The sequence below is a fragment of the Kosakonia beeri genome, from assembly GCF_054165705.1.
The window spans coordinates 2424991-2451313 of record NZ_CM135106.1; the positions used below are offsets into that span (position 1 = coordinate 2424991).

Sequence of the window (26323 nt, forward strand, 5' to 3'; positions counted from 1 at the left end):
CGCCAACCGGTACGGCACCGCTGGCAGACATACGCTATTAGGGCTGGATTGTAGCAATGATTTGCCCCGGAGGCAGGATTATATCGCGATTGCTGTCTGGCGAAATACCGACGGTTCTGCCCCATAGCGCTTGCTAAACTGTCGGCTGAAGCTGGCGACCGACGTATAACCCACGCGCGCAGCGATGGATTTAATCGGGATCCGTGTTGTCATGAGTAACTGTAACGCATCGGCAATACGCGCATCCGTAATCACGGCGCTGAGGGTGGTATTTTCTGCTGCCAGGCGTCGGCGCAGGGTCGCGCCACTGATATTAAGCCGTTCTTCAATCTCCCCGGTACACCAGTGATGTGCTGGATCGCGGCTCACCATTTTGCGAATGGTCATCGCCATGCCGGGTGGCTGAATGCGTAACAGGCTGTGATGCCCCATTTCGTATAACATGAGCAACACTTCGAGCATGGCATGGAGCGCCAGCGTCCGGTGACCGGCGCGCAGTGCGTCGGACCAGCGCGACAGTGGCGCAATGAACTGGCCGATTGGCTCTGAAACCATTTTTCCGGGATCGGCGGGCGGCAACACGCCAAGCAGCAACCTGGCAGCTTCGAGTTGCTCTTCAGCAAAAAGTACGCTTAACGCCACAAACTCACCGCTGTCGCCATCGGGTTCACATTCGATAGCGATACTGCGGGCGTTAGGCAGCACCAGCATTTCGCCGGGTGAGGCGTAAAATGCCTCACCCGCTTCACGACAGCGAAAATGGCCGCGCAAAGGAAAAGCGAGCGTTGCGCCTTCCACTTCAAATTGATTCACTTGCCAGGTCTGAGTGGCCTGCAGGCAACAACAGGGGAAAGCCTTCCCGGCGCGGATCAGTGACAGCAGTCCATCCAGTATTTCTTCGGTGGTGCTCGCGTTTTCCTGTACAGCAGAAATTGTCATTAATACCTTCTTGCAGGAGGCTTACATCGCGGCGGCTTACATCGCATAGTGCAGCGCATATCCGTTCCCGCGCCGGGTGATGCTGGCCGTTGACGGCAGGTTAAAGTGCATACCGCACACAGAGAGGTTATCAGCGGACACCCGATCGAGCAGAGCGAGACGTGTTTTCGCAGCCTGTGCAGGATCAAAATCGTATGAAACGGAAACCTCAGGATGCGTTATCTGAATATGCGGGAAATGGACGATATCTCCCCAGATAAGTAGAGACGCTCGCTCATTCCCCAGCAAAAAACCGCAATGGCCTGGCGTATGACCAAACAGGGGCACGGCCTGGATCCCCGGCAATATGTCCTCCTGCCGGAAGGTCACCAGTCTGTCGTCCCAGGTATTAAACGCATGGCAAGCAATACGACTTAAGCGTTTGAAGTGCTCTGTACCGCGGGTGTACACATTTTCATCACGCCAGAAGGCGAGTTCTTTTTCATGTACCCACAGTTGCTGCACATTCGCAAAAAGCGACTTTTGCGCGGCATCAGCAACGCCGCCAATATGGTCCGGGTGGGCGTGCGTCAGCAGAAGGGTATCAATTTGCAAGGGATCAATGCCTGCGGCTGCGAGTGCGTCCTGTAACTGACCGCTGGCACCGTCATTCGCACCAGTGCCGCTGTCGATCAAAATGGTGCGACCGGCGTACTCAACCACGCAAACGTTAATATTCATTCGCGGCAGACAAGAGACGCCATTATCTGCCAGCACGCTTTCGGCGCGGTGGGCGTCAATGCCATTCAGGTTCGAGAACGATCCTTCAAGATAGCCGTCACTGATGATGGTAACGCTCAGATTACCCAGTTGCTGGCGTTGAATGGCGGGGACCTGCCAGTGTGTGCTGTGTTTCATCCTGTTCCTTACTCTGTTTTCATAACATCCCATTGATCATGGAGACAGCGTAACGAAAACAGCCGCGCGGCGTTGCTCATCATGGTGCGTTTTGCGCTCATCTGACAGCGATTCAGGCGACTTTTCTTTCCGGGAATTTGTCTTTCACCACGCCATCATAAAAACGGCCTTTGGAGACAACGGTTAAAAAAACGGAAAAAATCCGCTCCGGAACGCCGTGATACTGATAAATGCTTCGGTCGTGAAAACGAATTTCCAGCACGCGGCTCAGCGTGTCGTAACCCACAGAAGCAATACGTGACGATGTAACGGGATGATGAAGCATGATGATCGCTCCTGATAAACGGCCGGAAGGAGGATTATCAGTCAGCTTACCGGCGCTGTCATGCGAAATACGTGCGTTAAAAAAGCCACCGTGGCTGACCGGTGGCTTTTTACGCAAGGCAATTACTCTGCCTGGCTTTTCTCCGCTTTTCCCGCCAGTTGGGCGAGGAAATCGTAGCGTTTTTGCAGATCCGCTGCGGCATCTTTCCACAGCTGTTCGGCCACATCCGGCTGCTGCGCATTCAGTCGGCGGAAGCGTTGCTCATTGAGCAGTGTCTCCGCCAGCGCATCAGACGGCGAACGAGAGTCCAGCGCCAGCGGAATTTTGCCTTCCTCTTCGCGACGCGGGTCGTAGCGGTACAGCGGCCAGAATCCGGTGGCGGTGAGCTGGCGCATCTGATCGTGGCTTAGCGCTAAATCGTAGCCGTGTTCTTCGCAGGGGCTGTAGGCAATGATCAGCGACGGTCCCGGGTACGCTTCCGCTTCCTGGATAGCCTTAACCGTCTGGTTAAGCTGCGCCCCCAGCGAAATTTGCGCCACATAGACATGCCCGTACATCATCATGCTGACGCCGAGATCTTTCCGCGCTTTACGTTTACCGTGCTCCCCAAACTTGGTCACTGCGCCCAGCGGGGTAGCTTTCGATGCCTGGCCGCCGGTATTTGAGTAGCACTGGGTATCGAGCACCAGAATATTGACGTTCTCTGTCAGGCTCATCACATGATCCAGACCGCCAAAACCGATATCGTACGCCCAGCCATCGCCACCAATCAGCCAGATCGATTTCTCGACCAGCGCATCGGCATCGGTCAGCAGTTGCTGCGCACCGTCCACTGTCGCCAGAGCCTGGCGTAACTGCGCAACCTGCTCACGGCGCGCTTCTGGGGTAGCATCCGCATGCAGCGCCTCAAGCAGCGATGCCGGAATGTGTTCAGCAAACGCATCCACCAGTCGCATAACGCGCAGGCGATGCTGATCCACACTGAGACGGAACCCTAAACCAAACTCAGCGTTATCTTCAAACAGTGAGTTCGCCCATGCCGGACCGCGGCCATTGCCATCTGTAGTATAAGGTGTGGAAGGGAGGTTACCGCCGTAGATCGACGAACACCCCGTCGCGTTCGCAATCATCATGCGGTCACCGTACAACTGCGTAAGCAGTTTAATGTAGGGTGTTTCGCCACAGCCGGAGCAAGCCCCGGAGTACTCAAACAAGGGCGTAATCAGTTGCGAGGTACGGATATCAATGCGCTCCAGCGCGCTGCGATCGATTTCCGGCAGCGAGAGGAAGAAATCATAATTCGTTTTCTCCTCCTCGACGTGCTCAAGGCGCGACATCATATTGATCGCCTTAATTTCCGGGTTCTGGCGATCTTTTGCCGGACACACTTCCACGCACAGATTACAGCCGGTGCAATCTTCCGGCGCGACCTGCAACACGTATTTTTGTCCGCGCATATCGCGGGATTTCACATCCAGCGAATGCAGACTGCCCGGCGCGCTTGCCATCGCGTCTGGCGATACCACTTTCGCGCGAATGGCTGAATGCGGGCAGGCAGCAACACAGTGATTACACTGGGTGCATAACGTCTCTTTCCAGATCGGGATTTCTTCGGCGATGTTGCGTTTTTCCCATCGGGTGGTGCCAACGGGCCACGTTCCATCTGGCGGTAGTGCAGAGACGGGCAGCGCATCGCCCAGCCCTGCTAACATGGCGGCCGTTACCGTCTTGACAAAATCCGGGGCGGCGTCGGCAACCACTGGCGGGCGATGCGCGCTGTTGGTATTTACCTCCGCCAGCGGAACGTTGAATAACGACTCTCGCGCGAGCGCGAGCGCCTGCCAGTTGCGCTCAACCAACTCCTGGCCTTTACTGCTGTAACTTTTGGCGATAGCACCTTGCAGCGCTACCAGCGCGCTCTCGCCGGGTAAGACCTGAGTAAGATGGAAGAACGCCATCTGCATTACGGTATTGATACGCGCGCCCAGCCCGCATTCACGGGCGATTTTCGCCGCGTTAATCACGTAGAAGCGGGCTTTTTTCTGGTTCAGCACCGCCTGGACTTCCTGTGGCAGGCGCGACCATACTTCATCGGCACTGTAAGGGGTGTTGAGGAGGAAGACGCCGCCAGGTTTCAGGCGTTCAGCCATTTGGTATTTGTCGATAAACTGCAACTGATGGCAGCCAACGAAATCCGCCTGAGATATCAGATAGGCCGAATTAATCGGCTGCTCGCTAACCCGTAAATGCGATACGGTCAGCCCCCCGGCTTTCTTCGAGTCATAGACAAAATAGCCCTGCGCGTACCACGGGGTTGCATTACCGATGATCTTGATGTTGTTCTTGGTTGCCGAGACGCTACCGTCGCTGCCCAGGCCGTAAAAGAGTGCTTCCAGTTTGGCGCGAGATGGCAGGGTGTTTTCCGGTAGCGGTAGCGAAAGATGGGTTACGTCATCGTAAATACCGACAGTAAAACGGGGCCTGGGTTTTTCAGCGCGTAATTCATTAAAGACCGCCAGCACGCATTCCGGGCCAAATTCTTTGGAAGACAACCCATAACGCCCACCAATCACTCGGGGCAAGGTTTCGCGTTTGCCATGATTAAACGCTTCCGCCAATGCAGTCATCACATCCAGATAGAGCGGTTCTGCCTGAGCGCCCGGCTCTTTGGTGCGATCCAGTACTGCAACAGTACGTGCGCTTTCCGGCAGTACCGAGAGCAGATGCGCCGCACTGAAGGGGCGGTAAAGACGGACTTTCAGCACACCGACTTTTTCGCCTCGCGTGAGTAATTCATCTACCACTTCTTCGCAGGTACCGATGGCGGAACCCATCAATACTATGACGCGATCCGCCTGCGGATGACCGTAATACTCGAACGGGCGGTATTGGCGCCCGGTAGCTGCGGCAAAATCGTTCATCGCCTGTTCAACGTGATCGTAAACGGCGTTGTACCACGGGTTAGTGGCTTCGCGGGACTGGAAGTAAGTATCCGGGTTGGCTGAGGTGCCCCGGATCACCGGGTGTTCCGGGTTAAGAGCCCGGGCGCGATGCGCGTCAATCTCCGGCTGCGGCAGTAGCTCGCGGATCGTGTCATCCGCCAGCGGCACAATTTTATTGATTTCATGTGAAGTGCGGAACCCATCAAAGAAATGAATAAAAGGTACCCGGCTTTTCAACGTCGCAATGTGCGATATCAGCGCAAAGTCCTGTGCTTCCTGCACACTGCTGGCGGCCAGCATGGCACAACCGGTCTGGCGCACCGCCATCACATCCGAATGGTCGCCAAAAATGGATAAGGCGTGCGTGGCCACCGTACGGGCAGCGACATGCAGAACAAACGGGGTCAATTGACCGGCCAGCTTGTACAGCGTTGGGATCATCAGCAGCAAGCCCTGCGATGAGGTAAAAGAAGTGGAGAGGGCGCCGGTCTGCAACGCGCCATGTACAGTAGCGATAGCACCGGCTTCGGACTGCATCTCCACCACGCGGGGAACATCACCCCAGACGTTTTTCAGGCCGTTGCCAGCCCAGGCGTCTGCCTGCTCCGCCATCGTCGAACTTGGGGTAATCGGGTATATGGCGATAACTTCACTGGTACGAAATGCCACTGAGGCAACCGCACCATTACCGTCAATCGTGATCATAGAAAACCCTTACATTGCTCAAAAGTAGAGACCCATAAGACTGCTACGAGCCTTGTAATTATCTCTCTATTTTAGCAAAGCGCCTGCGGAGCAATTTTCGCTTTTGTGTCCTCAGACATAACGGTAATCAATGAATTGCGATTTTCAGAGTGGGACTGGCGTCAGTAAAGCGCAAGAAAATGTTGCTGTGTCGCATAAAGAGGTGTTTCAGCTCTCGACGTATTGCGCTGCGCTGCCTATTATGCATGGGTTTCGCGTTATTTAGCGCTAGTGCCATTTAGGGTGAGGGGAAGAGGAATGCGAGCTGCTTTTTGGGTAGGATGTGCCGCGCTGATGTTATCAGCATGCAGTAATAATGAACCGGTTCAACAGGCCACTGCCGCGCACGTTGCGCCGGGGCTGAAAGCAGCGATGTCCAGCGGTGGACAGGCGAATTGCGCCATGATCGGCGGCTCCCTCTCCGTTGCCCGTCAGCTTGATGGTTCAATGATGGGCATGTGCGCTTTACCCAATGGCAAACGCTGTACCGAACAGTCGCTTGCCACCGGAAGTTGCGGCAGCTATTAAGCTTTTTTCGCGCGTTTGTAAACTAACGTCTGATCGGCGGTCGCCAGCGTCAGCTGATCGTCGGTAAGATCGACCTGCGCGCCGTTGCTCAGCATCGCATTAATGGTGTGATCCAGCGCGTTACGCTGCGGCTCGGCGCACAGCATCATCGTCATTCCCATATGTTTCACGGTCAACGCGCCGCCAGAAAGTTTGCCCTGGCCAGTAAAACCGTTACACATTTTTCCTGCAACGCGCAGGTCGCTATCAAAGCTGATTTCTGGCTGCTGCCCGGTTAACTGCAGTGCCTGTCCATTGACGCTTTCCAGCACAAAACGCTGGTTTTCCAGCTGCTCAGGTTTCAGGGTGTTGCTGCGTGAACTGACGCAACCGGCAAGTACAACGCTCAAGGCAACTAAAGTCACAATCTTTTTCATCTCTTCCTCTAAGGTCGATTCCATTAAAAACGGGGGGAGTTTATCAGGCGAGGCCTGGGTGTCATCGGGGATTATCTGAAACGCATTCCCCTCCGCAGAGGGGAATCAGGCTCAGACCAGCGCGTTCGCGCACGCGTCACCGTCGCGTAACTGACGCAGGTTTTCCAGCGTGGTTTCCGAAATACTGATCAACGCTTCAGCGGTTAAAAACGCCTGGTGACCGGTAAACAGCACGTTATGGCAGGCAGACAGGCGACGGAACACATCATCCTGAATCACATCGTTCGACTTGTCTTCAAAGAACAGATCGCGCTCATTTTCGTACACATCCATGCCCAACGCGCCGATTTTCTGTGTTTTCAACGCTTCAATGGCGGCTTGCGAATCGATCAGGCCGCCACGGCTGGTGTTGATGATCATCACACCATCTTTCATCTGCTCAAACGCGGAACGGTTCAGCAAATGGAAGTTTTCCGGCGTCAACGGGCAGTGCAGGGAGATAACGTCAGATTCTGAGAACAGCGTCTGCAGATCGACATACTCCACGCCCAGCTCCAGAGCCGCGGCACTTGGATAGGGATCGAAGGCCAATAAACGCATTCCGAACCCTTTTAAAATTCGCAGCGCCGCAACGCCAATTTTGCCGGTGCCAATCACCCCAGCGGTTTTACCGAACATAGTAAAGCCAGTCAGACCTTCGAGCGAGAAGTTGGCGTCACGGGTACGCTGATAGGCACGATGGATACGACGATTCAGCGCCATCATCATGCCAATGGCATGTTCGGCGACCGCTTCTGGCGAGTAGGCGGGAACGCGCACTACGCGCAATCCCAGCTCCTTCGCCGCATCCAAATCCACATTGTTAAACCCCGCACAGCGCAGGGCGATAAACTTCACGCCATGCTTTTTCAGCTCTTCGAGTACTGGGCGGCTACCGTCGTCATTAACAAAGATACACACGCCATCACAGCCATTGGCGGTTTTGGCGGTCCTCTCCGTCAGCAGAAAGTCGAAAAATTCAAGCTCGTAGCCATATTCTTTGTTAACATGCTGCAAATACTTCTTATCGTATTGCTTTGTGCTATACACCGCGAGTTTCATAAGACTTTCTCCAATGATTTTCTGCTCATATTATCACGCTTTAAAATTATTATGTAAACCTTCAAAGGTTATTGATAATCATGAACATGATGAATGTTTCCCAATCCAGTATACCTGCTGAACGGGCGTCATTATTAACGGAGATGTTTGAGCGAGCTTCGGGCGCCCCAGCAAATGAAGAATGCGATAAATACACTGATAATCCAGGGGATTTTCGATCCGTAACAGTACTGTTCACCCACATAACTGCCGAGGCTGAAACAGGTAAAAACGGTCGCGCCGACAAACCAGCCGCGGATCAATGAAGCTTTTGTAAACATAGTAAAAATCCATAAATAAGTGATACGCAGGCACTATCTGCCTGCATTACTGAAAATGCAACAATCCATCTATGATTAAGACTATGTGCGGCTTCAAAGGGCAGACTATACGTGCCACAATAACTGCCATAATCGGCTAAATCATAGGCATAATCAGGATATTAACTACCCATGAAGGGTACATACAAAGCCGCCATCGCACTGGTTTTACTGTTTATTTTGCTGCCGCTGACGCTGCTGCTGACCCTGGCGTACTGGGTACCTACCCTGGCAGGGATCTGGCTGCCGGCGGGCACGCGCATTGCGATGGAATCCAGCCCGCGCCTCACGCGGCATGGATTCATCATTCCGGATTTGCGCTATCTGGCGGGTGATTGCCAGCTGGCTGTGATGCAGGATGCGACGCTGACCCATCCCAGCCGCTGGCAGTTGCATATCGGCTCGCTGGACATCGATACCCTCTGCCTGAACAAACTGCCGTCCTCTGATGCCGACACTGCTGCGCCGCGTACACTCACGCAGTGGCAGGCGATGCTGCCTTACACCTGGCTGACGGTAGACCGCCTGACGTTTTCCCCCTGGCAAACCTGGGAGGGGAAATTACAACTGGCGCTTGCACCGCACCAGCAGACGCTGCACTACTCGGGCGATCGTGTGGAACTGACGGCGGGCCTGCAAGGCCAGGCGCTGACGGTCAGCCGTGTGGCATTGCGTCTGTTCGATGACCAGCCGCCGCTGACGCTGGGCGGCGAGTTCATGCTGCCAGAGATACCAGGCAACATACCGCTCAATGGGCATCTGCAAAGTACATTGACCTTGCCGCAGCAACCGGGCCTGGTCGATGTCGATGCCGAATGGCGGGATAACGAAGGGCAATTGGTGGTCATGGCGCGCGACGGCAGTGATCCGTTACTGGATCTGCCCTGGCAACTGACCCGGGGGCAACTCACTATTAGCGATGGTCGCTGGAACTGGCCTTATGAAGGCTTCCCTCTGAGCGGTCGCGTCGGGTTGAAAATCACCGACTGGCAGCAGGGGTTGGAGAACGCCTCGCTCAGTGGCAGGTTAAACGTCCTGACGCAGGGCGACGCGGGTAAAGCGAATGCTGTGCTCACTATTGGCCCAGGACGCCTCAGCATGGACAACAGTGCCATGCCGCTGCAATTGACGGGGGAAGCAAAGCAGGGCGATCTGGTTTTTTACGCGGTATTACCGGCACATCTCAGTGGTAGCCTTAACGATCCGCAACTGGCTTTTACCCCAGGCGCGCTGCTGCGTTCGCGCGGGCGGGTGATCGACTCACTCAATATTGATGAAGTCCGCTGGCCGCTGGCGGGCGTGCGGCTTACCCAGCGCGGTATTGACGGGCGCTTGCAGGCTATTCTTCGTGCCCATCAAAACGCAATGGGCGATTTCAGCCTGCATCTTGATGGTCAGGCGCAGGATTTTTTACCGGATGCGGGCAACTGGCGCTGGCGTTACTGGGGCGATGGTCACTTCACACCCATGAATGCGCGCTGGGACGTTGCCGGGCGAGGCGAATGGCAGGACAACGCCATTACACTGACGGAACTTTCCACCGGTTTCGATCAACTGCAATATGGCAGTATGCGCATGGACTCACCCCGGCTGGTGCTGGATGCGCCGGTACACTGGGTCCGCGACGATGACAGTCCTACTTTTACGGGCGCGCTCACACTGGACGCCGGGCAGACGACCTTTAGCGGCGGCAGCTCGTTACCGCCATCGACCCTCAAATTCAGCGTCAATGGCAGCGACCCAACGGTATTTCAGTTTAAAGGCAGTTTACGCGCCGACATTATAGGCCCGGTTCAGGTCAATGGTCGCTGGGATGGGGAGCGACTGCGGGGGCAGGCGTGGTGGCCGCGCCAGTCGCTTACCGTCTTTCAACCCCTGATCCCGACAGACTGGAAAATGAAGCTGCTTGAGGGGGCACTTAATGCACAGGTGGCGTTTTCAGCAGCAGCCGGGCAGGGGTTCGAGGCGGGCGGCCACGGCGTGCTGAAGGGCGGCAGCGTCTGGACACCGGATAACCAGATCAGCGGCGTCGATTTTGTGCTGCCGTTTCGCTATCGCGATGCAACATGGCAACTTGGCACGCGTCGGCCGGTATCGTTGCGTATCGGCGAAATTGCCAATCAGGTAACGGCCAAAAATATCACCGCAGATTTGCAAGGTGCCTGGCCGTGGAGCGAAGAAAATCCGCTGATTTTAAGCGATGTCAGCGTTGATGTGCTGGGCGGGAAAGTCACGTTGCAGCAATTGCGGATGCCGCAGCACGATCCCGCCCTGTTACGTATTCATCATATTTCCGCCAGCGAACTGATCAGCGCGGTCAACCCGAAGCAATTCGCCCTTTCCGGGCCGTTCGACGGCGCACTGCCGCTGTGGCTGGATAATCCTCAGTGGATTATTAAAGATGGCTGGTTGCATAACCCAGGCCCGATGACGCTGCGCATTGATAAGGATACTGCTGACGCAGTGGTGAAGGACAACATGGCCGCTGGCGCAGCCATTAACTGGCTACGCTATATGGAAATTTCCCGCTCATGGACAACGCTGGATTTGGATAATCTGGGCGTATTAAAAATGCAGGCGGCTATTCGCGGCACCAGTTTTGTGGATGGCAAGAGCAGTACCGTGAATTTGAACTATACCCATGAAGAGAACGTCTTCACGTTGTGGCGTAGTTTACGTTTTGGCGACAATTTGCAGTCATGGCTTGAGCAAAATGCGGCGCTACCGGATGCCCGCTGCGCCAAGGGCGAAGAGTGTGAGGATAATAAATGAAAACCCTGATAGCGGTGCCGGGCATGGTACTGACAACCTTGTTGGTGGGCTGCACGCCGCGCATCGAAGTGGCTGCGCCGAAAGAGCCGATCACCATCAATATGAACGTCAAGATCGAACATGAGATCCATATCAAAGTGGATAAAGACGTTGAAACCCTGCTGAAATCGCGCAGCGATCTGTTCTGAGGCCAACATGAAAAAGAGAGTCGTAATGGCACTGCTGGCGATGAGTCTGCTTAGCGCAACCGCTCAGGCGCTAACACTCGATGAAGCGCGCAGTCAGGGGCGCGTGGGCGAAACGTTAACCGGCTATGTCGCCGCCCTGAGTAAAGATAAAGAGACGCTAGCGCTGGTCGAGAGAATTAACAAAGCCCGTACCGACAGCTATCAGCAACTGGCGGATCGTAACAACATCGCGGTGGATGACGTGGCAAAAATGGCCGGGCAAAAACTGGTTGAACGGGCGAAACCGGGGGAATATGTGCAGGGCATCAACGGTAAATGGCTGAAGAAATAGCGAAGCGGGAAGGGAATATCCCTCCCACCAGACGGTGGGAGAGAAGAACTCAGGCTGCTACCAGGCTGTCGATAGCGGCTTTTGCGTCATTCTGCGCTTTGGTCGCCACTTCCGGACCGTAAGCAATGCCTTCAGCGAAGACGAAATTCACATCCGTGATGCCGATAAAACCGAGGAACAGTTTCAGGTACGGTGCCACCAGGTCAGATGGGGTATCTTTATGGATGCCGCCACGGCTGGACACGATCACCACACGTTTGCCTTTCACCAGACCTTCCGGGCCTGCTTCGGTGTAACGGAACGTGACGCCAGCGCGGGCAACCAGGTCAAAGTAATTCTTCAGTTGAGTGGGGATGTTGAAGTTGTACATCGGCGCGTTAATCACAATCACATCATGGGCTTGCAGTTCAGCGATCAGCGTGTCGGACAATGTCAGCGCTTCCTGTTGACGCGGGGTCAACGGCGCATCGCTCGGACGCAGAGCGCCAACGAGTTCACCATCCAGAACCGGAATTGGATCGGCAGCCAGGTCACGCACGGTGATCTGATCGGCGGGGTGTTTTGCCTGCCATTGTGCAACGAAATAATCTGCCAACTGACCAGATTGTGAATACCCTGCCAAAATACTGGATTTAAGCACTAATACTTTGCTCATTGGGTGGTTCCTTTGTTGTTTTGATGTGGGTCGCCCCGTTTCTTCATGACACTCTATTCACAAACCGCGCCGGTAGATAGCGCAATATATCGAATCCTATGTTCGAATTTCTTGAACAAGAAAAGCCATGTCGCGATGTGGTATTCTATCGCGATTAAGAACTTAAGACGTTTTCCGGCAGTGCGCTGCCCAGTAATGCTATGACAGAACAACATAAAGTAACGCTTACCGATCTCTATCAACAACTCGACACCCTGATGCTGCGTGACAGGCAACGTTTCGCCCGCCGGCTTCAGGGCAGCAAGAAAGTTAAAAATCCTGAATCTCAACAGGCGCTGCTGCTGCAGCTCAGCCAGGAGATCGCCGGGGCGGCTGAAAAAGTTCAGCTGCGTGAAGCGGCGCGTCCGGCCATTGATTACCCTGAAAACCTGCCCGTCAGCCAGAAGAAACAGGCGATACTCGACGCTGTGCGCGATCACCAGGTGGTGATTGTGGCGGGCGAAACGGGCTCCGGTAAAACCACGCAGTTGCCGAAAATCTGTATGGAACTGGGGCGCGGCATAAAAGGTGTGATTGGTCATACACAGCCGCGCCGTCTGGCGGCGCGCACAGTGGCGAATCGCATTGCCGAAGAGTTGAAAACCGAACCCGGCGGCTGCATCGGTTATAAAGTGCGTTTCAGCGACCACGTTAGCGATAACACCATGGTCAAACTGATGACCGACGGGATTTTGCTGGCGGAAATCCAGCAGGATCGGCTGCTGATGCAGTACGACACGATAATTATCGATGAAGCGCACGAACGCAGTCTGAACATTGATTTCCTGCTCGGTTACCTGCGCGAATTGCTGCCCAAACGCCCGGATCTGAAAGTGATCATCACCTCGGCGACTATCGATCCGCAGCGTTTTTCGCGCCATTTTAACAACGCGCCGATTATCGAAGTTTCCGGGCGAACCTATCCGGTTGACGTACGCTACCGCCCGATTGTGGAAGAGGCTGACGATACCGAACGCGATCAACTGCAGGCAATTTTTGATGCGGTTGATGAACTGGGGCGCGAGAGTGCGGGCGACATCCTGATTTTTATGAGCGGTGAGCGCGAAATCCGCGATACCGCCGATGCACTCAGTAAACGCGATTTGCGTCATACGGAAATTTTGCCGCTCTATGCGCGCCTCTCCAACAGCGAGCAGAACCGGGTTTTCCAGCCGCACAGCGGGCGGCGTATTGTGCTGGCAACCAACGTGGCGGAAACGTCGCTCACGGTACCGGGGATCAAATATGTCATCGACCCCGGCACGGCGCGTATCAGTCGGTACAGCTATCGCACCAAAGTGCAGCGTTTACCGATTGAGCCGGTTTCCCAGGCTTCTGCCAACCAGCGCAAGGGGCGCTGCGGCCGTGTATCTGAAGGGATCTGTATTCGCCTCTATTCCGAGGACGATTTCCTGTCGCGCCCCGAGTTCACCGATCCGGAAATTTTACGTACTAACCTCGCGTCGGTCATTTTGCAGATGACAGCACTGGGGCTGGGGGATATTGCTGCCTTCCCGTTTGTCGAAGCGCCGGATAAACGCAATATCCAGGATGGCGTGCGTCTGCTGGAAGAACTGGGTGCGATTACCACCGACGAGCAGCAAACTGCGTATAAACTGACGCCGCTGGGCCGTCAGTTGTCGCAATTACCGGTGGACCCGCGACTTGCGCGCATGGTGCTTGAAGCACAAAAACATGGCTGCGTGCGTGAGGCGATGATCATCACCTCCGCGCTGTCCATCCAGGATCCGCGTGAACGCCCGCTGGACAAAAAGCAGGCGTCAGATGAGAAACATCAGCGTTTCCACGATAAAGAATCGGACTTCCTGGCGTTTGTGAATTTATGGAACTACCTTGGCGAACAGCAAAAAGCGCTCTCATCAAATCAGTTCCGTCGTCAGTGCCGTGTGGATTATTTGAACTATCTGCGTGTGCGCGAATGGCAGGATATCTACACCCAACTGCGTCAGGTGGTGAAAGAGCTGGGTATTCCGGTCAATAGCGAACCTGCGGAATACCGCGAAATCCATATCGCATTGCTGACCGGTTTGCTGTCGCATATTGGCATGAAAGATGCCGATAAACAGGAGTTTACCGGCGCGCGAAATGCCCGTTTCGCCATCTTCCCCGGCTCCGGATTATTTAAAAAACCACCGAAGTGGACAATGGTCGCTGAACTGGTTGAAACCAGCCGCCTGTGGGGGCGGATCGCCGCGCGTATCGATCCTGAATGGGTCGAACCGGTGGCGCAGCACCTGATCAAACGCTCTTACAGTGAACCGCACTGGGAACGTGCGCAGGGTGCCGTTATGGCCACCGAAAAAGTGACCGTCTACGGGCTGCCAGTCGTCGCGGCGCGCAAGGTCAATTACAGTCAGAAAGACCCCGCATTATGCCGTGAGCTGTTTATTCGCCATGCGCTCGTTGAGGGTGACTGGCAGACGCGCCATACCTTTTTCCGCGACAATCTGAAGCTGCGCGCCGAAGTGGAAGAGCTGGAGCATAAATCGCGCCGACGCGACATTCTGGTCGATGACGAAACGCTGTTTGAGTTTTACGATCAGCGCATCAGCCATGAGGTGATCTCCGCACGTCATTTCGACAGCTGGTGGAAAAAAGCCAGTCGCGAAACGCCGGACTTGCTCAATTTTGAGAAGAGCATGCTGATCAAAGAAGGGGCAGAAGGTGTCAGCAAGCTGGACTACCCGAATTTCTGGCATCAGGGCAATCTCAAGCTGCGATTGAGTTATCAGTTCGAACCAGGCGGGGATGCGGACGGCGTTACGGTGCATATACCGCTACCGCTGCTCAACCAGGTTGATGAAAGCGGATTTGAGTGGCAAATCCCCGGGTTGCGCCGTGAGCTGGTTATCGCGCTGATCAAATCGCTTCCGAAGCCGGTTCGTCGCAACTTCGTTCCGGCGCCAAACTATGCCGAAGCCTTCCTTGGCCGGGTCACTCCGCTCGAACTGCCGCTGCTTGATGCTTTAGAGCGCGAACTGCGCCGCATGACAGGGGTAACGGTTGACCGCGATGACTGGCACTGGGATCAGGTACCGGAGCATCTGAAAATCGCCTTCCGCGTGGTTGATGATAAAAATAAAAAACTGCTGGAAGGGCGTTCACTCAGCGAACTGAAAGAGAGCCTGAAAGGCAAAGTGCAGGAAACGCTCTCCGCAGTGGCCGACGACGGAATAGAACAGAGCGGGCTGCATATCTGGAGTTTTGGCACCCTTGCCGAAAGTTATGAGCAAAAACGTGGCAACTATAAAGTTAAAGCCTGGCCGGCACTTGTAGACGAACGCGACAGCGTCGCGATCAAACTGTTTGATAACCCGCAAGAGCAGCAGCAGGCGATGTGGCGTGGGATCCGCCGTTTATTGTTGTTAAATATTCCTTCCCCAATCAAATACCTGCATGAGAAGTTGCCGAACAAAGCCAAGCTGGGGTTGTACTTTAACCCCTACGGCAAAGTGCTGGATCTTATTGATGACTGCATCTCCTGCGGTGTAGATAAACTGATTGACGACGCGGGCGGCCCGGTATGGACGGAAGCGCAGTTTGCGGCTCTTTACGAGAAAGTTCGTGCGGAATTAAACGAAACGGTGGTTGAAATAGCCAAACAGGTCGAGCAGATCCTGACGGCGGTGTTTAACATCAATAAACGGTTAAAAGGCCGCGTCGATATGACTATGGCGCTGGGATTGTCGGATATAAAAGCGCAGATGAACGGGCTGGTGTATCGCGGTTTTGTCACCGGTAATGGTTTCCGCCGCCTCGGGGATACGCTGCGTTATTTACAGGCCATTGAAAAACGTCTGGAAAAACTGGCCGTCGATCCGCACCGTGACAGGGCACAAATGTTAAAAGTGGAGCAGACGCAGCAGGCCTGGCAGCAGTGGCTGAATAAACTGCCACCCGCGCGGCGTGGCGATGAGGACGTCACCGCGATCCGCTGGATGATTGAAGAGTTGCGGGTCAGTTATTTTGCCCAGCAACTGGGTACGCCATACCCCATCTCCGACAAGCGTATTTTACAGGCGATGGAACAAATCAGCGCGTAATGCAACGTGGTCCGGCTGGCGCTCTCCGCACGGAGTGCCTGCCGCAGTGGTTTATATGGCCCGTAACCGGGCCATATAAACCGCTCAGCCATTCACCCAGGCCAGAGTAAAGCCGTCCCAGCCTTTGACACCCACCGTCTGCATAGCAGTGGCGGTCAGGCGCGGATCGGTGCCTGTCATCTCAATAAATTTTCGCACGCCCTGTACGCTGGCATCGGTCGTCGTCGGGTTTGTCACTTCACCGTTACGCACCACGTTATCGCCAATAATCAGGGTACCAGGGTGCGAATAATGCAGCGCCCATTTCAGGTAGTTAGGATTGTTGGGTTTATCCGCATCAATAAAAATCAGATCAAAGGGCGGACGGTCGCCCAGATTTTCCAGAGTTTGTAGCGCCGGGCCTTCTGCCACGGTCACCCGGTTCGCGACGCCAGCAAAGTGGAGGTTTTCACGAGCGATGGCGGCATGCAAAGGCTCTGATTCCAGCGTCAGCAGTTCACCGTCCGGCGGCAGCTCACGCGCCATCCATAGGGTGCTGTAACCGCCCAGCGTGCCAATTTCCAGAATGCGCTTCGCCCGCACCATGCGGACAAACAGCGCCAGCAACTGCCCCTGCGCGGGGGAGACATCAATATTGGGTAACCCCGCGCGCTGGTTGTTTGCCAGCACCTGCGACAGGGTGTCGTCTTCGGGGATCAACTGACTGACTAAGAATTCATCAACTGCAGACCATTTTTGTTGCATAGCACTCTCCTGGTTGAAAGATACATTACTTCAGTCCCGCCCAGCCCCCTCCCAGGGCACGATACAGATCCACTTGCGCAAGGAGCAGGTTATTTTTGACTTGCACTGCGTTCAGCTGCGTTGAGAACAGCGTTCTCTGGGCGTCCAGCACATCAAGATAAGAGGAGTAGCCGTTACGGTAACGGTTCTGCGCAATGCGCAGTGTCTCTTGTGCGACCTGTGTTTGCCCCTCAAGTTCCACCCATTGTTCGCCGAGGCGGGTAATAGCATCAAGACTGTCATTGACCTCTTTAAAACCATTGCGCACGGTTTTTTCATAGCTATACAACGCCTGATTGCGCTGTGACATGGCGACATCGACCTGCGCATTTAACGCCTGGCGATTAAGCAGCGGCGCAAGAATACTGCCGCCCACGCTCCATAACCGCAGGGGATTATCAAGCAGGCCAGAGAGCGTACGATCCTGTTCGCTGCCGGTCGCCGTCAGGTTGAGTGAAGGCAGTAATTTTGCCCGCGAGACAGCAAGCGAGGCATCGGCAGCGAATAACTGCCGCTGTGCCTGCACAATATCCGGACGCCGGTTGAGCAGAGAAGAGGGCAACTGTGCAGGCAGTTGCAGCGGCGTTAACGATGAAAATTCACCGCGCCGGAGAGCCTCAGGATTACTGCCCAGCAACAGGCTCAGCGCGTTCTCCTGCTGGCTGATTTGGTGTTGTAATACCGGGATTTGTGCCCGCGTTGCACGCAGTTCCGAATCCGATTGCATCCACTCCAGCCGTGAACTGTAGCCGCTTTCATACTGGCGACGGGCGAGTTGTAAAGCCTCTTCACGCGCTTTCAGTGTGGCTTGTGTCACCCGTAGTTGTTCATCCAATGACAGCAACGTGAGGTAACCACTGGCAACGTTGGTCGCCACAGTCAAATCGGCAGCCGCAGCGGCAGCTTGCTGTGCTGCCAGCGACGCACTGGCGGCCTCAGAGGCGCTACTGTTGGCTCCCCAAATATCCACATTCCAGTTGGCAGTCAGGCTGCCTTTGTACAGAGTGCTGTGCACTGGCAGGCCGGTCGCCGCAGATTGCGCACGGGCGCGAGTGCCGGAGAAACCGGCGTCCAGTTCGGGAAACAGTGCACTGTCGGTGGCATACACCCGCGCCTGGTACTCGTTAACACGTTCGCGGGCTATCAGCACATCGCTGTTATAACGCAATGCCTGATCAACATAGCGATTAAGCTGATTGTCATGAAAGTTACGCCACCAGGCACTGTCGGTTGCGCTAAGCGGGCCGGCAGCGCTGCGCCAGGCGGCCGGGATCTGTAATGAGGGCACTGCGCGTTGCACATCGGCAGACTGGCACGCTCCCAGCATTAACGGTAGCAGCGCCACCACGGCGCGAAGCCTCATTGCTCTGCCTCCGCCGTATCAATGTGGACCTGCACCGACATACCAGGGCGCAGCCGCGCCAGTTCTTCCGGTTTGCCTTCCACGTCAATACGCACCGGAATACGCTGAGCGATTTTCACAAAGTTGCCAGTAGCGTTATCCGGACTGACCGCGCTGAACTCTACGCCAGTAGCGGGGGAAATACTCTGTACGCGCCCGTTAAAAGCCTGATTATCAAGGGCATCGACGGTAAAACGCACCGGCTGGCCAATATGCACATTGTAGAGTTGTGTCTCTTTCAGGTTGGCGATCACCCAACGTTGCGACGGCACCAGAGAGGTTAAGTGCGTACCGGCGCTGACATACGCCCCCAGTCGAACGCTGATTTGCCCCAGTTGGCCGTCGCGCGGTGCGAGGATACGGGTGTTTTGCAGGTCGATTTGCGCAAGTTCCAACGCCGCACGGGCATTTTCGACATCTGCCTGCAACGAGGCACGGTTGACTATCGTCGTTTGCAGATCCTGGCGCGACATGTCCAGCGTGGCTTGTGCCTGGGCAATATTGGCGCTGTTTTGTGCTGCTGTTGCCAACGCAGCATCGCGCTCGCGCACAGAGAGTGAGCCGTCTGCGGCTAGCTCTTTGGCGCGTTTTAAATCTGCCTGTGATTTCAGGTTCTGCGCTTTGGCGCTGGCGAGCGCCGCCTCATTGCGGGCAATAACCGCCTCAGCGCTTTTACGTTGCTGCAAATTGTTCTCCAGTGCAGCCTGTTTCATGGCCAGCGTGGCCTGAGCCTGGTGGACGCGCTGGCGATAAATACGGTCATCAATTTGCATAATCAGATCGCCTTTTTTGACGCGGGCGAAATCCTGCAACGGCACCTCGGTGATGTAGCCATTCACCTGCGGACTGATAAACGTCGTTTGCCCGCGCACATAGGCATTATCAGTGAACTGGGTATGGCGGGTAAACGGCGGCAGATGCCAGGCGTAAAGGATCACCAGCACACCTACCAGCCCGATAGCAGCAGCGGTGAAAAGAGAGACGACACGCAAATTGCTGCGGGTATTTGCCTGCGCTTTGGCGGCATCCTGCTGACTCATAAACACTCCGGAAGTAATAACGACATTATTTGGTTCCTGTTGCCCGTCTCAATGCCAGACGTGCGGTGATGCGCAGGCGCAACAAGCGCCATGAAATCCAGATCAATGTGCCAGCGGCTACCGATGCCGTCAGCAGATAAGTATCGTTGTAGGCCAGAATATTCGCTTCCAGCGTTGACGCATTTTGCAGTTGGGTAATCGCCTGCGTGCTGAGCAGGGCGCTGTCGCTGATACTGCTCTGGTAAAGCTGGCTATAGAGTTGTAATCGTTCATTGACTAGCGGGTTTAAGGTGGTGAGTTGATCCGCCAGCAGACTGGAGTGGTATTTTTCCCGCCAGGTCTGGAAGGTGCCTAACATCGCCGATCCGAGCAGGCCGCCTATGTTCTGGCTCATGCCAAACAGCACGGAAAAACTGACCAGATTGCGCGGTTCTGCCACCACGCCGCCGATCCCTGCAAGCATGGCTGGCGCAATGAAAAAGGCGCTGGCGAAGCCCAGTAAGAACTGGCTGATCAGTAGCTGGTCCGGGCGGGTCAGGCTTGTAGAGTTGCTGTCCATCAGCGAAGCGACAATCATCAGCGCCAGAGAAGTCATAATCGGCCATGCCAGCCGCTGGGGTTTTATGGTCAGGCAACTGGCGACTATCCCACAAAGGATACCGGCGAGGATCGACCACGCCAAATCGGTCATTTGGTCGTTTTGCAGACCCACGTATTGCAGCCAACCAAAAACGCCGGTGTTCTGCTCCGCCAGCACAATGCGGATTAGCAACATAATCAAACCGAGCCGCACGATACTGCCGCTGGAGAGCCAGCGGGTGTTCAGTAGCGGGTTACTGCGATTGTGCTCAAACACCATCGCGGAGACAATCAGCACCACGGCCAGCGCGAGAGACCAACCAATCCAGGGCGCTTCGAACCACCAGTCCAGCCGCCCGAGCGACAAAACGGCACACAGCAGCGCCATACCGGGGGCGAGTAAAAAGAAGGTAATGAAATCCTTTTTCTCAAACACTTTTTTGCGATCGCCTGGCGGCAATTTCAGCGCCATCACACAGGCCAGCGAGATGAGCGCCAGTCCCAGTTCAAAGAAATAAAGTCCGCGCCATTCATCCAGTTGCAGCAGTTCCGTTGAAAAGAGGCGGGCTAATGGGATGGCAAGCGAAGAGCCAGTAATGCCGATCGTCAGTGCTTTTAAGCGGTGTTTTGCAGGCCAGGCCTGAATTTGGTAATAAATCCCCAGCGAACTGAGTGCGGCCGCGACCATGCCATGTGCGGCCCGCACAATCAGGGCGGAACTGAGATCGTTAATGAACAGGTGAAAGAAGGTCACCAGCACATAAAGCACAAGAAAACCTTCGGTGAAGGCGCGCAACCCATACTGCTGACGAAATTTGACCAACAGCAGGTTGATAGAGACGTTGGTCATCACATACACCGCGGGTAGCCAGGCAATTTCGGTTGACCACGCCGCGAAGGTGCCTTGCAGATTTTGCAGGTTTGCTGTCACCATCGCATTACCCAGCGCGCCGGTCATGCAGACCAACAAGCCGACAATGCCGTAGGCTATGCGTCTTGGCGTGCTGTGAAACGGCGTTGAGGGCGAGCCCAGCAGCATCGGTTTTTCATGCGCTGCCCACTCACGCGGTGCATACGGATCGCTTTTTGGCAGACGCATTACGTTTTCCGGACCCGAGTTAACAAGCGAGCCTGGTAACACAGGGCGAGGGGCGGGCAGACGTTATCAATGGGACAATAAATAAAAGTGCGATTATCCATGCGGGCTTTAATGTTCAAAGAGTGAATAGTTAGGGCGCTAAGGATTCTACTTGTGCCAGTCAACGCATTGCAAGCGCATAAGAAAATTATAGATTACGCACCGTCAGCAATCTGCTTAAGTGATAAGAAATATATTCCAAAAGAGGTGACAACGTCACAATGAACACGATTACTCTCGCCTTAACCGATCCCACCGACGCCGCCTCTCTGCAATTGCAGGATGCACTATCGGACTACTTACAAACCCTGACAGGCAGCAGCGGCAGAGCCTCTTTTGATGCCTGCACTTTGGGACCACGCGATTTCTTTTTACTGGCGCGGGATGCAGGCAACCAGCCTGTGGGCTGCGTGGCCCTGCGCGAGATAGCGTCCGGTATTGGAGAAATTAAACGTATGTATGCCCGCCCGGGAACGCAGGGCGTCGGCGCGCAATTACTTCGCGCACTGGAGGATGAAGCGCAGGTGCGCGGCTTTAAGCAATTGTGGCTGGAAACCCGCAAAATCAACCAACGGGCGGTGGATTTTTATTTGCGTAACGGTTACCAGATTCGTGAAAATTATGGGCGTTATGTGGGCAAGCCCGAAGCCATTTGTTTCGGAAAAATATTGCCGACACCGGTGTTTTCAGGGCGGGCGTTAACACAGTAAAATCAGGCTTCTCATTGGGTTACAAAACCTTACGCGAGCATCGCCAACGGGATTAGGAGTTATCCCCTGGTCATCACGCGTCAGCGCGGTAGGCTGTAAGCAGTCATACGAAGGAGGTACTGCGAATGATGACAACGTTTCCTGTTTTGCCCGAGCAGACCCTGGCGGCAGCAAATACGCTGGGGGAGTGGCTGGCGCAAAACGATTTTGTCGGCAAACCGACGCCGGTTCGTGCTGATGTGGTGATCCTCGCCGGTAACGCCGTGATCCCGACTATTGATGCGGCTTGTGCACTGGCGGCTGCGCAACAGACTCCGCTGTTGATCAGCGGCGGCGTCGGCCATTCCACAACATTCCTCTATTCGGCCATTGCCCGCCATCCGCGCTATAACAAGCTGAGCACCACTGGCAGAAGCGAAGCGGCGATTCTGGCGGATATCGCCCGTCAGTTCTGGCAAATTGATGACCAACAAATCCTGGTTGAAGACAAGTCGACCAACTGCGGAGAGAACGCACGTTTTAGCGTGGATATGCTGTTAACGCAGGGAATGAAACCGAAGACGGCAATGATCGTGCAGGACCCCACCATGCAGCGTCGCACCCTGGCAACCTTTGCCAGGGTAAGTCAGCATTGCGAAGCGGCACCACACTGGCTGAGCTGGCCGGGGTTCACGCCTCAGCTCATCAATACACCGGATGGGGTCACCTTTCAGCCGCGGCAGCGTGGGCTTTGGGCGGTGGAGCGTTATCTTTCGCTGATCCTCGGTGAAGTACCACGCTTACGCGATGACGTAAATGGCTACGGACCCAACGGGCGCGATTTCCTCGTCCATGTTGATTTCCCGGATGCGGTTGAGCAGGCGTGGCAGGTTTTAATGACTGATAACACCCTCACAGAAGCACTGGCCAGCCGTTCATTGTAACCCTGATGCCCGTTTGCGCAGGTGCTGGCGCAAACGGGCATTGCCCGCCCGTCTGATGTAACTTTTTTGTTTATTTTTAGCGTTACTTTTATGAGATCACTCACAAAAGCCGTCTTCGTGCCTGTGAAAGCACCGTTGTAGGGATAGATTTTTAACAGCTAATTCACTTGTTAAAAACAATGTCATTACAGGAGCGCGTCATGACAGCACCGGTACAACACCCTATGTTTATCGATGGTCAATTTGTTAGCTGGCAGGGTCATCAATGGCTTGATGTCGTCAACCCGGCGACGGAAGAGATCCTGGCCCGAATCCCCGACGGCAGCGCAGAAGAGGCACGCCAGGCCATTGAGGCCGCTGAGCGGGCGCAGCCCGCATGGGAAGCGCTTCCAGCCATTGAACGTGCCGGGTGGTTACGTAAAATCGCCGCTGGCATTCGAGAAAACGCGAGTAAAATCAGCGCATTAATCGTTGCCGAAGGCGGTAAAATTCAACAACTGGCAGACGTGGAAGTCGCGTTTACAGCGGATTACATCGACTACATGGCCGAGTGGGCTCGCCGCTACGAAGGCGAGATCCTGCAAAGCGACCGCCCAAATGAAAATATCTTTGTGTTTAAACGTGCGCTGGGCGTTACCACAGGCATTCTGCCGTGGAATTTCCCGTTTTTCCTGATTGCCCGCAAAATGGCTCCTGCCCTTATCACCGGCAACACGATTGTTATCAAGCCCAGTGAATTTACCCCCAGTAATGCCATTGCCTTCGCCAAAATCGTCCATCAGGTTGGGTTACCGAAAGGGGTATTTAACCTCGTTCTGGGCCGCGGCGAAACTGTTGGACAGGAGCTGGCAGGCAACCCGAAAGTGGCGATGGTCAGCATGACTGGCAGCGTCGGCGCAGGTGAAAAAATCATGGCCGCAGCGGCAAAAAACATCACCAAAGTGTGCCTGGAGCTGGGCGGTAAAGCCCCGGCAATTGTACTGGATGATGCCGATCTCGAGCTGGCGGTAAAAGCCATTGTCGACTCCAGAGTGATCAACAGCGGGCAGGTGTGTAACTGCGCCGAGCGTGTATATGTGCAACAAGGAATTTATGACCGCTTTGTTAACCGTCTGGGCGAGGCGATGAAGGCCGTGCAGTTTGGCGATCCGGCGCAGCGAAGTGATATTGCCATGGGGCCACTGATTAATGCCGCCGCGCTGGAGCGTGTGGAACAAAAAGTGTCGCGTGCGGTTGCCGAAGGTGCGCGGGTGGTCGTGGGCGGAAAACCGGTCGGTGGGAAAGGGTATTTTTACCCGCCAACACTGTTACTGGACGTGCGCCAGGAGATGGCGATTATGCACGAAGAAACGTTTGGTCCGGTATTGCCGGTTGTGGCTTTTGAAACCCTGGACGAGGCCCTGGCAATGGCCAATGACAGCGATTATGGCCTGACGTCATCCATTTATACCCGGGACCTGAATGCAGCGATGAAAGCCGTGCGTGGGCTGAAATTTGGCGAAACCTATATCAACCGCGAGAATTTCGAAGCTATGCAGGGGTTCCATGCAGGCTGGCGTAAGTCCGGGATTGGTGGTGCGGACGGGCGTCATGGCCTGAATGAATATCTGCAAACGCAGATGGTGTATTTACAGTCCTGATCACCGTGGCCCCCGCCTTGCGCGGGGGCGCGTGTCACACTTTTGTGGCTATCCACGCCATCATCAGTTCCGGCCAGACTGCTGCGGGCAGACCTAACGCATCGCGGATGCCAAAACCGTGAGCACCCTGTTCAAACAAATGCATTTCAACGGGCACGCCAAGGCGGCGCAGGGCAGAAAACATCACCAGACTGTTTTCGACTTTGACGGCCGGATCGTCCACTGCATGCAGTAAGAATGTTGGTGGGGTTTGTGCGTCAACGCGCTCTTCCGCCGAATAGTGGCGGATCTGTGCCTCGCTGGGAGTGTCGCCAATTAATTGCTGGCGCGACATGGGATGGTCAATCTCTTGGTGCATGGTGATCACCGGGTAAACAAGTGCCATGAATGCCGGGCGTGCGTCATACTCATCAATACTGTCCTGCGGGGAATAAACCGTTTCGTTATAGCGGGTGCCAAGACTGGCCGCCACATGCCCGCCAGCAGAAAATCCCATCACACCGATACGCGCCGGATCAATACGCCATTCCGCCGCGCGGGCGCGAAGCGTGCGCATTGCCCGCTGCACATCCGCCAGCGGCGCGTCGGCCCCTTCAGCGTGGCCATCGCCGGGCAGACGGTAGGTCATCACGAACAGGGTATAACCCTTGGCATTGAAACAGGAGGCCAGCGCACTACCTTCTTTATCCAGCACTACGCGGCGGTAGGAGCCGCCAGGCGTGACCAGCATACCTACCCCGTTGGGGTTTTGCGGGGCGTAAACGGTGATTTCCGGGGCGCGAACGCCTGTCACAGAACGATCAAATTTTGTCGGGCCGGTGTGGTTCTCTTCCAGCTGAAAACGCACCGGGCTAACCTGGGCGCCAGGCGCTTCACCCTGCGGCCAGACAGGGAAGGTGCTGGCGTGCTGAACGGCGACATCCATCAACGTTAGCAAATCTTCCCGACTCATATTTCTCACGCCATTACTCCTTTCATAAAAATTTGAGTTATAGCATAGGCGGATTGCGGGCCCGTTGTGTGACGCGCCGATCAAATCGTGCGCCATTCACGGGTGATCCTACCTGGATTAGTAGGGGGATGTACGAGAAAGTAGACGAGTAAAAGCAGGGCGTTTCCCAAGCCGGAGGCGAAGCGAGAATTCAGCGGATTGTAACGATAAGTGACTGAAAGTTTGAAGGGAAAGTTAATGAATTTTTAAGGAAAGCCAGGTATGTTGAGGGTCGGTCTATCCTGTCGGGGTTTTTACAATGCGTAGTCGCTATTCCGGGTTACAAATAGCCATTCACTGGCTGGTTTTCCTGCTGGTTGTTACGGCCTATTGCGCCATGGAGTTTCGTGGGTTTGCGCCACGAAGCTATCGCCCTTATTTTAATGTTGTCCACGTATCGTGCGGTATTTCTGTGCTGGTATTAATGGTGACACGCCTGCTGGTGCGGCTGAAAAGACCCGCGCCGCCGATTGTACCCAAACCCTCCCCAATGCTGACTGGCCTGTCGCATCTTGGTCATTTGATGATTTATCTGCTGTTTATCGCTTTGCCGATCATTGGTTTATTGATGATGTATAACCGGGGCGGCCCGTGGGTTGCCTTTGGCGTGGTCATGCCTCATGCAGCAGAAGCTAACTTCGACCTTGTCGATACGCTTAAGGGCTATCACGAGTTTCTGGCGAATCTGGGCTATTTCTTAATTGCCCTGCATGCAGCAGCAGCGCTGGCGCATCACTATGTGTTTAAAGACAATACACTGCTGCGCATGATGCCAAAAAAACGCGACCTGCAGTGATCCATTAACGGTATGAGCTGC

The 26323-nt window shown here is 55.0% G+C and carries 22 protein-coding genes; 9 read left to right on the forward strand and 13 right to left on the reverse strand.

Annotation, left to right across the window (positions count from 1 at the left end):
* Window positions 1-78: 78 nt before the first annotated feature.
* From ACUY4S_RS11640 to nifJ, 4 genes are all read right to left on the reverse strand, one after another.
* Window positions 79-939: a helix-turn-helix transcriptional regulator gene (locus ACUY4S_RS11640; protein WP_458023580.1), complete on the reverse strand. Its 861-nt coding sequence runs from the start codon at window positions 937-939 to the stop codon at window positions 79-81.
* 36 nt (window positions 940-975) lie between these two features.
* Window positions 976-1836, reverse strand: a complete 861-nt coding sequence (locus tag ACUY4S_RS11645) for an MBL fold metallo-hydrolase (RefSeq protein ID WP_458023581.1) — start codon at window positions 1834-1836, stop codon at window positions 976-978.
* 112 nt (window positions 1837-1948) lie between these two features.
* The gene (locus ACUY4S_RS11650; RefSeq protein WP_312686630.1) at window positions 1949-2161 is read right to left on the reverse strand and encodes a KTSC domain-containing protein; all 213 of its coding nucleotides are present in this window, start codon (window positions 2159-2161) and stop codon (window positions 1949-1951) included.
* Window positions 2162-2283: 122 nt separating this feature from the next.
* Window positions 2284-5808, reverse strand: coding sequence for a pyruvate:ferredoxin (flavodoxin) oxidoreductase (gene nifJ / locus ACUY4S_RS11655; RefSeq protein WP_458023582.1), 3525 nt, complete (start codon window positions 5806-5808; stop codon window positions 2284-2286).
* Window positions 5809-6105: 297 nt separating this feature from the next.
* Between nifJ and ACUY4S_RS11660 the strand changes: the two genes are divergently transcribed.
* The gene (locus tag ACUY4S_RS11660) at window positions 6106-6375 is read left to right on the forward strand and encodes a putative hemolysin (protein WP_312686626.1); all 270 of its coding nucleotides are present in this window, start codon (window positions 6106-6108) and stop codon (window positions 6373-6375) included.
* Here the strand turns inward: ACUY4S_RS11660 and hslJ are convergent.
* The 3 genes from hslJ to ACUY4S_RS11675 form a co-directional block, all read right to left on the reverse strand.
* The gene (gene hslJ / locus ACUY4S_RS11665) at window positions 6372-6791 is read right to left on the reverse strand and encodes a heat shock protein HslJ (protein WP_458023583.1); all 420 of its coding nucleotides are present in this window, start codon (window positions 6789-6791) and stop codon (window positions 6372-6374) included. The two genes, ACUY4S_RS11660 and hslJ, sit on opposite strands and share 4 nt — an antisense overlap.
* 111 nt (window positions 6792-6902) lie before the next feature.
* Window positions 6903-7892, reverse strand: a complete 990-nt coding sequence (locus ACUY4S_RS11670; protein WP_458023584.1) for a 2-hydroxyacid dehydrogenase — start codon at window positions 7890-7892, stop codon at window positions 6903-6905.
* Between the two features lie 134 nt (window positions 7893-8026).
* The gene (locus ACUY4S_RS11675) at window positions 8027-8212 is read right to left on the reverse strand and encodes a hypothetical protein (RefSeq protein WP_312686620.1); all 186 of its coding nucleotides are present in this window, start codon (window positions 8210-8212) and stop codon (window positions 8027-8029) included.
* A gap of 171 nt (window positions 8213-8383) precedes the next feature.
* On the opposite strand from ACUY4S_RS11675, the gene ACUY4S_RS11680 reads away from it, so the two are divergent.
* From ACUY4S_RS11680 to ACUY4S_RS11690, 3 genes are read left to right on the forward strand one after another with little or no spacing between them, the layout of a single operon-like run.
* Window positions 8384-11023 (forward strand): YdbH family protein, encoded by a 2640-nt coding sequence (locus ACUY4S_RS11680; protein WP_458023586.1) that lies wholly within the window; start codon window positions 8384-8386, stop codon window positions 11021-11023.
* Window positions 11020-11211: a YnbE family lipoprotein gene (locus ACUY4S_RS11685; protein WP_312686616.1), complete on the forward strand. Its 192-nt coding sequence runs from the start codon at window positions 11020-11022 to the stop codon at window positions 11209-11211. The genes ACUY4S_RS11680 and ACUY4S_RS11685 overlap by 4 nt, the downstream gene beginning before the upstream one ends.
* Window positions 11212-11218: 7 nt before the next feature.
* Window positions 11219-11542, forward strand: coding sequence for a YdbL family probable chaperone protein (locus tag ACUY4S_RS11690; RefSeq protein WP_312686614.1), 324 nt, complete (start codon window positions 11219-11221; stop codon window positions 11540-11542).
* Window positions 11543-11591: 49 nt separating this feature from the next.
* On the opposite strand, the gene azoR is transcribed toward ACUY4S_RS11690, so the two are convergent.
* Window positions 11592-12197: an FMN-dependent NADH-azoreductase gene (gene azoR, locus ACUY4S_RS11695; RefSeq protein ID WP_312686613.1), complete on the reverse strand. Its 606-nt coding sequence runs from the start codon at window positions 12195-12197 to the stop codon at window positions 11592-11594.
* Window positions 12198-12397: 200 nt separating this feature from the next.
* On the opposite strand from azoR, the gene hrpA reads away from it, so the two are divergent.
* The gene (gene hrpA, locus ACUY4S_RS11700) at window positions 12398-16300 is read left to right on the forward strand and encodes an ATP-dependent RNA helicase HrpA (RefSeq protein WP_458024264.1); all 3903 of its coding nucleotides are present in this window, start codon (window positions 12398-12400) and stop codon (window positions 16298-16300) included.
* Between the two features lie 84 nt (window positions 16301-16384).
* Here the strand turns inward: hrpA and ACUY4S_RS11705 are convergent, their stop codons facing one another.
* Genes ACUY4S_RS11705 through ACUY4S_RS11720 form a run of 4 tightly spaced genes read right to left on the reverse strand, consistent with a single transcriptional unit; the run spans window position 16385 to window position 21203 of the window.
* Entirely contained in the window at window positions 16385-17044 is a 660-nt protein-coding gene (locus ACUY4S_RS11705; protein ID WP_312686610.1) for an O-methyltransferase, read from the reverse strand.
* Window positions 17045-17069: 25 nt separating this feature from the next.
* A complete protein-coding gene (locus ACUY4S_RS11710; protein ID WP_458023467.1) occupies window positions 17070-18446 on the reverse strand; it encodes an efflux transporter outer membrane subunit in 1377 nt (458 codons plus the stop codon).
* The gene (locus ACUY4S_RS11715; protein WP_312686607.1) at window positions 18443-19525 is read right to left on the reverse strand and encodes an HlyD family secretion protein; all 1083 of its coding nucleotides are present in this window, start codon (window positions 19523-19525) and stop codon (window positions 18443-18445) included. The genes ACUY4S_RS11710 and ACUY4S_RS11715 overlap by 4 nt, the downstream gene beginning before the upstream one ends.
* Before the next feature lie 25 nt (window positions 19526-19550).
* A complete protein-coding gene (locus ACUY4S_RS11720) occupies window positions 19551-21203 on the reverse strand; it encodes an MFS transporter (RefSeq protein ID WP_458023468.1) in 1653 nt (550 codons plus the stop codon).
* Window positions 21204-21463: 260 nt separating this feature from the next.
* Here ACUY4S_RS11720 and ACUY4S_RS11725 point away from each other — a divergent pair, with 260 nt between their 5' ends.
* The 3 genes from ACUY4S_RS11725 (at window position 21464) to aldA (ending at window position 24515) form a co-directional block, all read left to right on the forward strand.
* Window positions 21464-21952: a GNAT family N-acetyltransferase gene (locus ACUY4S_RS11725; protein ID WP_458023469.1), complete on the forward strand. Its 489-nt coding sequence runs from the start codon at window positions 21464-21466 to the stop codon at window positions 21950-21952.
* 128 nt (window positions 21953-22080) lie between these two features.
* Window positions 22081-22875 carry a YdcF family protein gene (locus tag ACUY4S_RS11730; protein ID WP_458023482.1) on the forward strand — a complete coding sequence of 265 codons (795 nt, stop codon included), beginning with the start codon at window positions 22081-22083 and terminating at the stop codon, window positions 22873-22875.
* Window positions 22876-23075: 200 nt separating this feature from the next.
* A complete protein-coding gene (aldA, locus tag ACUY4S_RS11735; protein ID WP_458023470.1) occupies window positions 23076-24515 on the forward strand; it encodes an aldehyde dehydrogenase in 1440 nt (479 codons plus the stop codon).
* 34 nt (window positions 24516-24549) lie between these two features.
* Here aldA and ACUY4S_RS11740 read toward each other — a convergent pair whose 3' ends face one another.
* Window positions 24550-25476: an alpha/beta hydrolase gene (locus tag ACUY4S_RS11740; protein WP_312686599.1), complete on the reverse strand. Its 927-nt coding sequence runs from the start codon at window positions 25474-25476 to the stop codon at window positions 24550-24552.
* A 289-nt stretch (window positions 25477-25765) separates the two neighbouring features.
* Here ACUY4S_RS11740 and cybB point away from each other — a divergent pair, with 289 nt between their 5' ends.
* Window positions 25766-26302 (forward strand): cytochrome b561, encoded by a 537-nt coding sequence (cybB, locus tag ACUY4S_RS11745; protein ID WP_312686597.1) that lies wholly within the window; start codon window positions 25766-25768, stop codon window positions 26300-26302.
* Window positions 26303-26323: the final 21 nt, after the last annotated feature.

Excerpts from the sequence above, each read along its gene's own strand:
- ACUY4S_RS11640 (WP_458023580.1), bottom strand. The coding sequence starts at position 939 with ATGACAATTTCTGCTGTACAGGAAAACGCGAGCACCACCGAAGAAATA.
- ACUY4S_RS11645 (WP_458023581.1), bottom strand. The coding sequence starts at position 1,836 with ATGAAACACAGCACACACTGGCAGGTCCCCGCCATTCAACGCCAGCAA.
- ACUY4S_RS11650 (WP_312686630.1), bottom strand. The coding sequence starts at position 2,161 with ATGCTTCATCATCCCGTTACATCGTCACGTATTGCTTCTGTGGGTTAC.
- nifJ (WP_458023582.1), bottom strand. The coding sequence starts at position 5,808 with ATGATCACGATTGACGGTAATGGTGCGGTTGCCTCAGTGGCATTTCGT.
- ACUY4S_RS11660 (WP_312686626.1), top strand. The coding sequence starts at position 6,106 with ATGCGAGCTGCTTTTTGGGTAGGATGTGCCGCGCTGATGTTATCAGCA.
- hslJ (WP_458023583.1), bottom strand. The coding sequence starts at position 6,791 with ATGAAAAAGATTGTGACTTTAGTTGCCTTGAGCGTTGTACTTGCCGGT.
- ACUY4S_RS11670 (WP_458023584.1), bottom strand. The coding sequence starts at position 7,892 with ATGAAACTCGCGGTGTATAGCACAAAGCAATACGATAAGAAGTATTTG.
- ACUY4S_RS11675 (WP_312686620.1), bottom strand. The coding sequence starts at position 8,212 with ATGTTTACAAAAGCTTCATTGATCCGCGGCTGGTTTGTCGGCGCGACC.
- ACUY4S_RS11680 (WP_458023586.1), top strand. The coding sequence starts at position 8,384 with ATGAAGGGTACATACAAAGCCGCCATCGCACTGGTTTTACTGTTTATT.
- ACUY4S_RS11685 (WP_312686616.1), top strand. The coding sequence starts at position 11,020 with ATGAAAACCCTGATAGCGGTGCCGGGCATGGTACTGACAACCTTGTTG.
- ACUY4S_RS11690 (WP_312686614.1), top strand. The coding sequence starts at position 11,219 with ATGAAAAAGAGAGTCGTAATGGCACTGCTGGCGATGAGTCTGCTTAGC.
- azoR (WP_312686613.1), bottom strand. The coding sequence starts at position 12,197 with ATGAGCAAAGTATTAGTGCTTAAATCCAGTATTTTGGCAGGGTATTCA.
- hrpA (WP_458024264.1), top strand. The coding sequence starts at position 12,398 with ATGACAGAACAACATAAAGTAACGCTTACCGATCTCTATCAACAACTC.
- ACUY4S_RS11705 (WP_312686610.1), bottom strand. The coding sequence starts at position 17,044 with ATGCAACAAAAATGGTCTGCAGTTGATGAATTCTTAGTCAGTCAGTTG.
- ACUY4S_RS11710 (WP_458023467.1), bottom strand. The coding sequence starts at position 18,446 with ATGAGGCTTCGCGCCGTGGTGGCGCTGCTACCGTTAATGCTGGGAGCG.
- ACUY4S_RS11715 (WP_312686607.1), bottom strand. The coding sequence starts at position 19,525 with ATGAGTCAGCAGGATGCCGCCAAAGCGCAGGCAAATACCCGCAGCAAT.
- ACUY4S_RS11720 (WP_458023468.1), bottom strand. The coding sequence starts at position 21,203 with ATGCGTCTGCCAAAAAGCGATCCGTATGCACCGCGTGAGTGGGCAGCG.
- ACUY4S_RS11725 (WP_458023469.1), top strand. The coding sequence starts at position 21,464 with ATGAACACGATTACTCTCGCCTTAACCGATCCCACCGACGCCGCCTCT.
- ACUY4S_RS11730 (WP_458023482.1), top strand. The coding sequence starts at position 22,081 with ATGACAACGTTTCCTGTTTTGCCCGAGCAGACCCTGGCGGCAGCAAAT.
- aldA (WP_458023470.1), top strand. The coding sequence starts at position 23,076 with ATGACAGCACCGGTACAACACCCTATGTTTATCGATGGTCAATTTGTT.
- cybB (WP_312686597.1), top strand. The coding sequence starts at position 25,766 with ATGCGTAGTCGCTATTCCGGGTTACAAATAGCCATTCACTGGCTGGTT.